General features: G+C 57.0%; 8 protein-coding genes and 1 pseudogene. 5 read left to right on the top strand and 4 right to left on the bottom strand.

The window, feature by feature from the left end:
* Positions 1–24: 24 nt before the first annotated feature.
* Entirely contained in the window at positions 25–774 is a 750-nt protein-coding gene (locus LJU29_RS20815; RefSeq protein ID WP_004656170.1) for an SDR family NAD(P)-dependent oxidoreductase, read from the bottom strand.
* 188 nt (positions 775–962) lie between these two features.
* Between LJU29_RS20815 and LJU29_RS20810 the strand changes: the two genes are divergently transcribed.
* Positions 963–1880, top strand: a complete 918-nt coding sequence (locus LJU29_RS20810) for a LysR substrate-binding domain-containing protein (RefSeq protein WP_257111144.1) — start codon at positions 963–965, stop codon at positions 1878–1880.
* 108 nt (positions 1881–1988) lie between these two features.
* Positions 1989–2804, top strand: a complete 816-nt coding sequence (locus tag LJU29_RS20805) for an SDR family oxidoreductase (RefSeq protein WP_057403503.1) — start codon at positions 1989–1991, stop codon at positions 2802–2804.
* Between the two features lie 214 nt (positions 2805–3018).
* Here LJU29_RS20805 and surE read toward each other — a convergent pair whose 3' ends face one another.
* Positions 3019–3795 (bottom strand): 5'/3'-nucleotidase SurE, encoded by a 777-nt coding sequence (gene surE / locus LJU29_RS20800; RefSeq protein ID WP_057422983.1) that lies wholly within the window; start codon positions 3793–3795, stop codon positions 3019–3021.
* 97 nt (positions 3796–3892) lie between these two features.
* On the opposite strand from surE, the gene LJU29_RS20795 reads away from it, so the two are divergent.
* Positions 3893–4321: a MarR family winged helix-turn-helix transcriptional regulator gene (locus tag LJU29_RS20795; RefSeq protein ID WP_005735168.1), complete on the top strand. Its 429-nt coding sequence runs from the start codon at positions 3893–3895 to the stop codon at positions 4319–4321.
* A 384-nt stretch (positions 4322–4705) separates the two neighbouring features.
* A complete protein-coding gene (locus LJU29_RS20790) occupies positions 4706–7225 on the top strand; it encodes a GAF domain-containing hybrid sensor histidine kinase/response regulator (RefSeq protein WP_371321919.1) in 2520 nt (839 codons plus the stop codon).
* Positions 7226–7411: 186 nt separating this feature from the next.
* Here LJU29_RS20790 and LJU29_RS20785 read toward each other — a convergent pair whose 3' ends face one another.
* Complete coding sequence (locus LJU29_RS20785; RefSeq protein ID WP_054995993.1) at positions 7412–8356, bottom strand: bestrophin family protein; 945 nt, start codon at positions 8354–8356, stop codon at positions 7412–7414.
* 460 nt (positions 8357–8816) lie between these two features.
* Between LJU29_RS20785 and LJU29_RS20780 the strand changes: the two are divergent.
* Positions 8817–10187: pseudogene (locus LJU29_RS20780) on the top strand (type III effector).
* Between the two features lie 86 nt (positions 10188–10273).
* On the opposite strand, the gene LJU29_RS20775 reads toward LJU29_RS20780, so the two are convergent.
* Positions 10274–11554 carry a pectate lyase gene (locus LJU29_RS20775; RefSeq protein WP_257111142.1) on the bottom strand — a complete coding sequence of 427 codons (1281 nt, stop codon included), beginning with the start codon at positions 11552–11554 and terminating at the stop codon, positions 10274–10276.
* Between the last annotated feature and the right edge of the window lie 27 nt (positions 11555–11581).

Below are 11581 nucleotides of genomic sequence, written 5' to 3'. Positions count from 1 at the left end.
GTTTGCCAGCCCGTCCACACGCGGTCAGTGAATCAGCATGCCGCCGTTCACATCCAGCGTGATACCGGTGAGATAGGACGACAGGTCGCTGGCCAGAAACAGCGCGGCATTGGCCACGTCCTGCGCTGCGCCCAGGCGGCCTAGCGGAATGCCGTCGATGATCGCGTGGCGTCGCTCATCCTGCATCAGACCGCCGGTGATATCGGTATGAATCAGGCCGGGGGCGATGGAATTGACACGCACCTGATCAGGCCCGAATTCACGTGCCATCGCCTTGCCCAGCCCCAGCACGCCGGCTTTCGCTGCGCTGTAGTGAGGGCCACCGAAAATGCCTCCGCCACGCTGGGCGGAAACCGAAGACATGCAGACGATGCTGCCCGAGGATTGGGCGCGCATGGTTGGGATCACCGCTTGCGACATGAGCAGAGTGCCGCGCAGGCTGACGTCGAGCACCTTGTCGTAATCGCCAGGGCGGATGTCCAGAGTCTTGATGGGCTGTGTGATACCCGCGTTATTCACCAGAATGTCAATACGACCGTAGTGCGCGATGATTTTGCTGACGGCTTCGTGAACCTGTTTTTCATCGGCGACGTTGGCTGCCAGGCCCAAGTGGCCTTCACCCAACGCGGCAGCGGCATCGCGTGCAGCGGATTCGTCCAGATCGATAATGACCACGCGTGCGCCATGGCGGGCGAACGTGACCGCGGTTGCGCGACCGATACCGCGCTCCGACGCCGCGCCGGTGATGACTGCGATTTTGCCTTGAAGAAGCATGAGGGATACCTCTGATTATTGTTGTTGGGTTCGATTCGGGTGATCGATGACTTCAGAGTGTTCCCGGTGCCGGTTCTGAGCAATGCCGCAAAAATCACTGGGTGCTGAAAAAAATTCACCTCTCGTCAATCCGCAATACCAGTGGTTGAATGCACGAAACTCGAATAATCGGACACATCGGAGTGTTCATGCAGCCTGATGACGATGCACCTCTGAGCCTGCCACCGCTGAAAGCGCTTCAGGCCTTCGAACAGACTGCCCGCTTCGGCAATCTGGCCAGAGCAGCCGAGGTCCTGGACCTGACACCCTCGGCAGTCAGTCACCAACTGGCCAGACTGGAGGCTTTGATCGGACGGCAATTGTTCGTCCGGGCCGCGCGTGGTGTCACGCTCACGCCGGTCGGCGAGCAGTATCTGAAAGATGTCTCGGGGGTGTTGCACAGCCTTGCCGTCGCGACCGAACGTGCTGCAAGCGATGTCAGTCTCGATTGCTTGCGCCTGCATTCCGCGCCCAGTCTCGGGCTGCTCTGGCTAATGCCGAGGCTGGAGGCGTTTCGGGTAAGCCACCCGGATATCCAGATCAACCTGTCGTGCTCTTATGAGTCACTGCATTTCAGCCGGGACAAGATCGATGTCGATATCCGTCATGGCAGGCCAAACTGGCCGAGCTACGAAGTGCGCACCCTGCGTGACGAGAAGTTCGCTGTGCTGGCGTCTCCGCAACTGCTGGCGCGTCGCCCGGTGCACAGCGCAGCGGACTTGCTCGAGCGTGAATTGATTCTCTCCGAAGCCACGTTGCTCAAATGGCCCGAGTGGTTTGCCCGGCATGGACTGGCTCGCCCGGAAAAGCCTTATGCGCTGAGTTTCGACCGCTCGTACATGACGCTGGAAGCCGCCAGTCACGGCTTGGGTTTTGCGCTGGAAAGCACCTTGCTGGCGCAAAAGTATCTGGGCACTGGCGAACTGATCGAAGTTGCGCCTCAAGAATTGACTGCACCGGTTGCAGCGCATCATCTGGTCTTTCCCAAGGCCCATTCCGGCTTCCCCAGAGTCAGAAGATTTCTTGAATGGATGGAGCATGAGTTAGGGCAGGGGTTTGTGTTTTGAGCCGCCCCGCTTATGTTTTAGCCTCTTTGCCAAGCGTGAGCATGGCATAGGGCATGGCCTCATTCTCATGCGGTCTGAATAAGCCTCACCATGGAGATGTCATCATTTATGGAAAATAAACTGGTTTCCAGGACCGCAGTCGTTACCGGCGCGGCTCAAGGCATCGGTGCCGCCATTGCAAGACTCTTTGTGCAACAAGGCTGCTTCGTTTACGTCACTGATATTAACGACGACCTTGGTAATGCGGTTGCAAGCTCATTGGGTAGTCGCGCCTGTTTTCTGCGTCTGGATGTGCGGCGTGAAGAGGATTGGCAACGACTGGCCGCGCAGATTTCGAATCAAGGCCGGAGTTGGAACATCCTCGTGAATAATGCGGGCATCACCGGATTCGAAAATGGCTCAGAGCGGCATGACCCGGAACATGCAAGTCTGGAAGACTGGCGTTCGGTGCATCAAACCAATCTCGACGGTGTATTCCTCGGATGCAAATACGCCATTCGCTCCATGCGCCATTCAGGCGCCGGTTCCATCATCAACATTTCCTCTCGCTCCGGCCTGGTTGGCATTCCAGGCGCCGCAGCGTATGCGTCGTCCAAAGCTGCCGTTCGCAATCACACAAAAACGGTGGCGCTTTATTGCGCCGAACAAGGACTGAACGTTCGATGCAACTCGATCCATCCGGCGGCCATCCTGACCCCCATGTGGGAACCCCTGCTAGGTAGCGATGCCGGTCGTGAGGACCGAATGGCTGCGCTGGTGCAAGACACTCCGCTCAGGCGATTCGGAATGCCTGACGAAGTGGCCGCTCTGGCCTTGTTGCTCGCGTCGGATGACGCCACCTACATCACGGGCAGTGAGTTCAACATTGATGGTGGTTTGTTGGCTGGGACGGCTGCGACTCCGGCAGTCCTGAACGACAGCTAAATCAAGGACATTCAGATCACGCCTGCCAAAGACGGTTTTGGCCGAAAGCTGGAGGTCGCGAAAAGCCGTAATCGGCCGGAAACAGACGCTTACTCAGAGGATGCTTCCGGCTTGCTGTTCAAGCGGTCGAGACGACAGACGGTTATTCTCTAACCGTCCCCCCACTATGCTCGCAAGAAGTAGAAACCTAGCCGTGCTAATCCACGAGCCAGTCTCAATTCTGTCGCCCCTGCAATACTAATGCCTTGTCATAGGTACGCTCAAATTGCAGGGGGGTTACGGTAATATGCCCAGCAAGAAGCTCGGCCGTTTCAGTACCTGCTGTATCAGCTTGTGTGTGCCTGTCCAGGCTCAACCAGTGATATTGAAGACCGCGAGGATCATTCTCTGTGCGTACGGATACACCGCTCAAACGCCCAGATCCTTGGCGTGTCAGTTTCAATGGAAGCACGGCGGCCAAGGGGCAGCAGGGGAAATTGATGTTCAAGCAAACGTCTTTCGGCCAGTCCATACCCATGAGCTGGGCGATGACTTGTGGCGCATGATTGAGCGCGTTTTCCCAAGGTACAGCACTCCTGTCGGTAAACGACTGGCTCAACGCGATAGATGGAACCCCATACAGCAACCCCGTCATGGCGGCCCCAACCGTGCCCGAGAAAACTGTTTCGACTCCCAAATTCGCGCCTCTATTTATTCCTGACAAAATCAGATCAGGCCTGTCGTGATTGAGCAGGTGCCCTAACGCCATTGCCACACAATCCCCCGGTGTCCCGGTGACTGCAAAGCGTCTGGGGCCATGAAAGCTCATCCGCAATGGAGTGTGAAGACTCAGCGAGTGAGAAGTGCCGCTTTGATCCAGTAACGGAGCTACAACCCAGACCTCCCGTGCTATTTGAGACGCAATGCGTTCCAAAACCTTAAGCCCCGGAGCATCAATACCGTCATCATTGGTGAGAAGAATCCGCTCGAATCTCGGGTGGTCATTAGGCATCTTAATTCCCGTCATGATTTTCCTGCCGAATCTGAGAGTACTGTCGTAGGCCGTTTTAGCTATAATCACATAGCTATTTTATTATAGGTATACCTTTATGGATATTTCGTTGTTTCGTGAGCAGGTGACTCGACTAAGCAAACGTCTGCGTCAGGAAGCACAAAATCACCCTGAAACGTGGTCGCAAATGTTGGTCTTGAGTGCAATTGACCAAATGGACGGGACGGCGACGCCTTCGAAAATTGCAGAGGCCGAAAACATGCGGTCGTCGAACGTGGCCTCTCTGCTGCGCGACCTGCAAGCTCGTGAGCTGATTACGCGCACTCACGACACCAGTGATCTACGCCGCACATGGATAGGGTTGTCCGAAAAAGGCAGGCTGGTATTGCAGACAAGCAGAGATCGACGCGACGAATGGCTGGGCAACGCGGTGGAAGCCTACCTTTCGGATAAAGAACTCAAACAACTGGAAGTTGCTGGAGCGCTGATGGAGAAGCTGGCCGGTTATAAGAAATTAAGCGATTAGCAAAAATTAGCCCAAAATAAGCCCCGACAGCAGGCAGCTATGGGTCGAGATTCGCCTCTCGCGCCAGCCGACTCTCGACCCGAATACGCTGCTCACGAAAAACAGAAATCGGCCAAGTGTTGCCGGTCGTAAACCATCGCTATGGTAATGCTTGACAAGATTTTCTGAGAGACTGAAATTCGACAAGTACGAAAAGAGAGGCGCGCTTCAGTCTCTCTTTTACTTCTTCAATTTGAACCACGCCGCGGAACAGGATTCTGCGGCCGTTGGGAGATCCGTTTGCTTAATGTCCCCAAGGATCTGATCGGTGATGACCGCCTGTCTCACGTGCTGAGTGCCAGCGAGAGACTGACCTGTGCGGCCTCGGTGGAGGAGGTCGTCGCTGTGTTGAGGGACACGGCGCGCGCTGCGGTAGGCGCGGAGGGCATTGTGGTCGTCATTGAAAATGAAGGCCGCTGTTCTTATGTAGCCGAAGATGCGGTCTCTCCCCTTTGGCAAGGACAGAGCTTCTTGATTGACCATTGTGTATCTGGTTGGACGATGCGCCATGGTGAGACGGTTGCGATCCGTGATGTTTGGCTCGATCCACGCATCCCTCAGGACGCTTACGCGCCGACCTTTGTCCGAAGCCTCGTGATGGTGCCCATAGGTAGACCTGTTCCGTTCTCGGCGCTTGGCGCTTACTGGTCCGATGTTCGCGATCATGATCCCGATACGATCAAACTGTTGGAAAGTCTGGCGCGACTGGCAACCATCGCAATCGAGAATGCGCGCCTGACCCAGGCACGCAATCGCGGGGCGGCACTAAGGACCACTCAGAATCGAATCCTGGAGCTGGCTGTAGAAGTAACAACCCTGAACGTTACCCTGGATGCAATCGTCCGCGAAGTGGAAGCGCTGTCAACGTCGGGATTCGTGGGGAGCATCGTGCTCCTGGATGAAGACATGTATCACGTGGAGCATTGTGCCAGCCCAAGTCTGCCTGACGCTTACACTGACGCTCTCAAAGCCATTGCTGTCGCCCCGTTCCTGGGCTATCAGAGCGCATTAACGGCAGCGGCCGACATCATGATCGACCCGCGCTGGAGCGAGTTCCGCGATCTGGCCGTCGGACATGGGCTGCTCGTCTGCTGGTCGGTTCCTATCCGTTCGGCGCAGGGCGCACTGCTCGGTGCGTTCGTCCTGTACCACCGTGAGCTGCGTGAACCATTGCCAGCGGATATTGAGATCATCAACTTCGTGGCTCATACGGTCGGACTGATTGTTCACCGTGCACGAACGGATTCCGCGATCCGTATCAGCGAGTTGAGATTGCGTCTTGCCGTCGACCACGCCGATGTGGGTTTCTGGGACGTGGATCTGGTTCATGACACGCTGGTTTGGCCTTCACAAACCAAGGCGATGTTCGGCATCTCGGCTAACGTGAAGGTCACGTTGCAAGATTTCTATGATGGTTTGCACCCCGAGGATCGTGATGCGACGATCGACGCCTTCCTGGCGGCCGCAGATCCAGAGCGTCGCGCGCTCTACGAGGTCGACTACCGCACGGTTGGCCGAGAGGACGGCATCGTTCGCTGGATCGCGGCAAAGGGGCGCGGGGTGTTCAATGCAGCCGGTGTCTGTTTGCGCGTCACCGGCACCGCAATCGAAATCACTGCTCGCAAGGCTGCCGAGGAGGAGTTGAGGGAGCTTAACGACACCCTTGAAAGGCGAATTGTCCAGGCCATCGCCGAGCGCGAGGAGGTCCAGCAGACGCTGCGCCAGAGCCAGAAGATGGAAGCGATGGGGCAGCTTACCGGCGGCGTTGCGCATGACTTCAATAACCTGCTCACGCCCATTGTGGGCACGCTCGATCTGCTTCTGCGACGTGGCGTGGGTGGCGATCGAGAGCAACGTCTCATCTCGGGCGCAATGCAATCGGCGGAGCGTGCCAAGACGCTGGTACAGAGACTGCTAGCCTTCGCGCGCCGTCAGCCGTTGCAGACGGTTCCGGTCGATGTGGCCAAATTGCTGAGCGATATGGGCGATCTGGTGGCCAGAACGGCCGGGCCGAAAATCAAAGTGGTCGTCGACGCTCCAGAAAATCTGCCCGCTGCCATTGCCGATCAAAACCAGCTGGAGATGGCTGTTCTCAACCTTTCCGTGAACGCGCGTGACGCGATGATCGGGGGCGGCACGCTGTGCATATCTGCCGGTACGGTGCTGGTCGGCGATGGGCATCGTTCGAAGCTGCCGAAAGGCGAATACCTCTGTTTAACTGTCGCAGATACGGGCACTGGCATGGACGCTGCCACGCTTGGCCGAGCGGTGGAGCCATTCTTCTCCACAAAGGGTGTCGGCAAAGGGACTGGTCTGGGTCTTTCGATGGTGCATGGGCTGGCATCACAATTGAACGGTGCTCTCACGATTCAGAGTTCGCCAGGTTTCGGGACGAAAGTGGAGCTGTGGTTGCCGCGCAGCATGACCGTGCCAGCAGCGGCTTTGCACATTGTCGAGGCGTCAGAGCCGCAATTGACGCGCGGGATCGCGCTGCTGGTCGACGATGAGGAACTGGTACGGGCAAGCACCTGTTACATGCTGGCCGAGCTGGGTTACCGCGTGATCGAGGCCGGGTCAGGTGAAGAGGCCATGCAACTGATAGCCAACGGGCAGGCATTTGATCTGCTGATCACTGACCACCTCATGCCGGGTATCAACGGGACCGATCTGGCCCGGGTGGTCCGCTCCTCAAGGCCTGGAACCGCGGTCCTTCTGGTCTCCGGGTATGCCGAACGTGAGGGCCTTGATCCGGATCTTCCGCGGCTCACAAAGCCGTTTCGCAAAAGCGAACTTGCAGCATGCCTTGCCCCGCTTCACGGCAAGGGCGGCGGCCCCGCGTCAGAAGCTTATGGCTTGGCACCCTGACCTTCGCCAGAGCACGGGGTGAAGGCCGTCGTTCCTGTCAGCTCGGCTTTGGCAGTCAATGATGTGCCGCTCATCCCAGGCTACGGCCTCACACCTGCCGACGGGATGATCATCGACGCTACGCCTCTAAACCTCCTTGGGCTGTGAAAATTTGCAGGGTTGGCCGCTAGCGCTTATATCCGCCCCTCAAACGGCCAGCCGATGCGCTTTCCAAGCATCACCGTCGTCGCTTTGCGAGCCTGTCCACAGCAGCTGCTTTTCCGGCGCACTAAACATCGAACGCAGGTTTTTTTCGATGGTGTTGCACAAGTCTTCCATGCGAATCTGGTGCTGACTGCTGCCGAAGGGCGCTTGCAGGTCGGTGCCGATACGGTCCATTGCCAGTAGGAGGCAGCCGACTACTGTGGATATCGCCGGGGTGAACCAGCCCAGGGTGGTTACCATGCTCAGTGGCATGATGACGCAGAACAAGGTGCTGAACAGCCTCGGAAAATAGACGTACGGATAGGGCAGAGGTGTGTTGGCGATGCGTTCCATGCCGCCCTGGCAGTTGGACAGTTCGACCATGGTCGACTCCAGTCGCGCCAGACGAATGCTGTCGATGCGTCCCGCTGCAAACTCTTCGGAGATGATGGCCGCCGAGCCGTTCAGAATGTCATTGGGAAAGTTATTGCTATCAGAGGCCCGACGAATTTCGGCGTCCGACAACAGTCCGTCGAGTTTTGCGGTGCCGACATCGCCTTTGAGATGGGCCCGCAGTGCCCGCAGGTAGGCCACGTGGCGATGAAACAGCACTTCTTTCACCGGGTTGTTGCGATCATCGGTATTACCTTCAATCAGTGTAATCACCTGGCGGCCATAGCTGCGTGAGCTATTGACCATCGCGCCCCACAACGTACGCGCTTCCCACCAGCGGTTGTAGGCACTTGTGTTGCGAAAGCTGATCAGCACGATCAATGCCGAGCAAAGCAGCGTGAGAGGCATCAGCGGGAAATCGATGCCCTTGCCTTCGATCAGCATGACATCCATGGTCACGGCCAGGTCCCAGAGCAGAAGCCAGAACAGCGACCAGCCAACATAGGTCACTGTTCTGCTGATGCACCGCCATTTTTTTTCGAAAAGACCCGTCATTACGGCACTCCCTTGCTGGGTTGGAAAAAGGCTGTGCATGTTCATTGAACACGCTATGCCGCGAACTTACGCCGCTTGCCTTAAAGCCCGCTTAATTTCCAGGTGCGTAATCTTCAACACGGTTTGCTGTGCTGTTTCGGCTGCAGCCTTTGAGTTCGGCATGCACAGGTCATGCACTGGAACCGTCAACAGATCCGGGACCACACAGCCTTTGTCGATCCTGTTCAATTGGCGGGTAGCCGGACGTTTCGCTGTTTCTGGCGTTGTTTAATCGACACTTCGCTGCATTGCTTTCGCGCAACTACTCGTTCCGGACAAGCCCGCCTCAGCGTTTTGCTGTTCAAACTCCGTAGACCGAGAGGGAATTTCCATGCACATCAACCGATCCGCCCCACAACCGCCTGGTATTGAGATGGAGAGCTTTCGAACCGCGTCTGACGCGTCTCTTGCTTCCAGTTCTGTGCGGTCCGTCAGCTCCGGTGCGCAGGACAATCTGCATGCGATTACTGATTACCTGAAGGATCATGTGTTCGCTGCACACAAATTGCCGTTGACCGACTCATTGGAGGACCACGCTGCCATTCATGCTCATAACGAGCAGATCGATGCGCTGATCGATGCACGCGCCAGGCGTTTGAGCGAGCAGGGCGAAACCCGTGCAAGCATCGGAGAAACATTTGCCAAGGCGGAAAAGTTCGACCGATTGGCGACTACCGCATCAAGCGCGTTACGGGCCACGCCATTTGCCGCGGCTTCGGTGCTTCAGTACATGCAACCGGCGATTAACAAGGGCAATTGGCTACCTGCTCCACTCAAGCCGCTAACCCCTTTTATTTCCGGGGCGCTGTCGGGAGCGATGGACCAGGTGGGCACCAAGATGATGGATCGCGCGACGGGTGATCTGCATTATCTGAGCACCTCGCCAGACAGGCATCCATGATGCGATGGCTACTTCCGTGAAACGCCACTCGCCAGGGCTTGGCAGGCAGGTTGTGGACATGGGGATTGCGGTGCAAACGTACTCGGCGCGCAACGCAGTACGCACGGTATTGGCGCCGGCACTGGCGTCCAGACCAGCAGTCCAGAGTGCTGTTGACATCAGCGTGTCGACGGCGGGTGGTCTGGCTGCCAACGCAGGCTTTGGCAACCGCATGCTCAGTGTGCAGTCGCGCGATCACCTGCGTGGTGGTGCATTCGTGCTCGGCCTGAAGGATAAAGAGCCCAAGGCTGACCTGAATGAAGAAACCGACTGGCTCGATGCTTACAACGCGATCAAGTCGGCCAGCTACTCAGGTGCGGCGCTTAACGCTGGCAAGCGGATGGCCGGCCTGCCACTGGACATCGCGACTGACGGGCTCAAGGCGGTGAGAAGTCTGGTCTCGGCAACCAGTCTGGTACAAAACGGTGTTGCCTTGGCGGGCGGTTTCGCAGGGGTAGGCAAGTTGCAGGAGATGGCGACGAAAAACATTACCCATCCGGCGACCAGTGCTGCGGTCAGTCAGTTGACCAACCTGGCGGGTTCGGCAGGCGTTTTCGCAGGCTGGACCACCGCTGCACTGGCGACTGACCCTGCGGTTAAAAAACCGAGTCGTTCATACAGGACACGGTGAAGTCGACTGCGTCCAGTACGACAGGTTATGTCGCCGACCAGACCGTAAAACTGGCGAAAACCGTCAAAGACAAAGGCGGGGAAGCGCTCGTCAATACCGGTGCCAGCTTGCGCAACACGGTCAATAACCTGCGTCATCGTCCCGCTCGTGAAGCGGATATCGAAGAGGGTGGTATTGCGGCTTCTCCAAGTGAAACACCGTTTCAGCCTGGGCGGTCGTAAGCAAACTGTAAGTTGCAATTAGACGGTAAAAAGGGGTGGGCTCAACGAGTGAGGCCACCCCTTTTTTCCAGCTGTCCGGTTGGGATTCAAAGCTCTGTGTGTTGGGTGGAGGCCTTGGTTTTATCATAGGCATGTTTGACATCGGTCATGGCGATGTTGCTGGTCTCCAGCTGCAGGTCTTCGCTGTCGCTTTTTACCAGTGCGAACTTGCCGTGATTAGCGTCTACACCGTCCAGCTTGATATTCATGTCATCAAACTGCTTTTCACCATTGGTGCGAACCAGCGTTCCGAAATTGTTGGCTTCGAAACCAGTGATGTTCAAATGAGTGTTCGCGTTAAGTTGGACAACCTTATCGTCTGCGTTTTCAGCACTGCTGTTTTTGATTTGCAGATTGGTTACCTTTGCGCCTCCCTCGCCCTTGACGGTGATCATGTCCTCCCCGACGTTTTCGGCGTGCACGTTATCGATGGTGACTTGCTGGGCGTCCTTGGCTTTCACGTGTATGCCATCCACTTCGTTCTCACCCAGGTTAGCGTTTTTCAAGGTGGCGCCTTCTGCCAGTTCGAACAAAGGCTTCTGGTTTTCGCTCTGGTCTCCGTTACCCATCGACTTGTCGGCGGTGAAGGTTGCGCCGTGTGCGTCATAGACTGTGTTGGCAGCGACTTTGATGGTGTCTTTCACCACAATGACCTTGCCTGCCTGGTCGTTGGCGCCCGCTGTATCCGAAACCGGACCCGTGCCTGAGGTATGGTTGGGGTTGGCCAGTTGCGGTGTGATTTGCGGTGTTACGCCATCATCGTTCTCGCTGCTGCCTTCGACAGAAGGCGTGTTGCCATCTGTTGCAGTGGGTGCAGGGCTATCGCCGCCGTCACCGCCTGTTGCAGTCGGCGTATCGCCACCGCCATCACCTGTTGCAGTGGGTGTATCGCCGCCGCCATCGCCCGTTGCGGCTAGCGTACTGCCGTCACCGCTGTCCCCGCTATCGGTTGAAGGCGTACCGAGCCCGCCATTGTTCTGAAAAGGGTCCTGCCACTCGCTCGAGTCCTGATCTGTGTCCTGTTTTTTATTAAGGTTCATGAGCATCTGCAGCAGTGAAACAATCAATGCACTGAACAGCTTGATGAGGTTGGACTCGGGGTTTGCTGTGTTGTTGGCATCCTGCGGGCTCTGCACGCTGTTGTCAGGTTGCCCGAAACTGACGTTTTTCGGTGCGGCGCTGTTGAACAGCATGGCACCAGCGTCTACGGCCTGTGGGACGTTCTCATCGTGGAAGGTGTTTGTCTGCGGGCTTTTTTCACTCAGCGCCGAGAAGTCCAGCGCGGCTGACGTGGGTTGGTAGGGCGTGGGGGTGATACCGATGCTCATGATGTTTTACCTCGATGGGGTGGACAT

This window comes from Pseudomonas ficuserectae, from assembly GCF_024584585.1.
GTDB lineage: Bacteria > Pseudomonadota > Gammaproteobacteria > Pseudomonadales > Pseudomonadaceae > Aquipseudomonas > Aquipseudomonas amygdali.
Note: the sequence above shows the minus strand (reverse complement) of the source record. Positions and strands in the feature narration are given on the sequence as shown.

Excerpts from the sequence above, each read along its gene's own strand:
- LJU29_RS20815 (WP_004656170.1), bottom strand. The coding sequence starts at position 774 with ATGCTTCTTCAAGGCAAAATCGCAGTCATCACCGGCGCGGCGTCGGAG.
- LJU29_RS20810 (WP_257111144.1), top strand. The coding sequence starts at position 963 with ATGCAGCCTGATGACGATGCACCTCTGAGCCTGCCACCGCTGAAAGCG.
- LJU29_RS20805 (WP_057403503.1), top strand. The coding sequence starts at position 1,989 with ATGGAAAATAAACTGGTTTCCAGGACCGCAGTCGTTACCGGCGCGGCT.
- surE (WP_057422983.1), bottom strand. The coding sequence starts at position 3,795 with ATGCCTAATGACCACCCGAGATTCGAGCGGATTCTTCTCACCAATGAT.
- LJU29_RS20795 (WP_005735168.1), top strand. The coding sequence starts at position 3,893 with ATGGATATTTCGTTGTTTCGTGAGCAGGTGACTCGACTAAGCAAACGT.
- LJU29_RS20785 (WP_054995993.1), bottom strand. The coding sequence starts at position 8,356 with ATGACGGGTCTTTTCGAAAAAAAATGGCGGTGCATCAGCAGAACAGTG.
- LJU29_RS20775 (WP_257111142.1), bottom strand. The coding sequence starts at position 11,554 with ATGAGCATCGGTATCACCCCCACGCCCTACCAACCCACGTCAGCCGCG.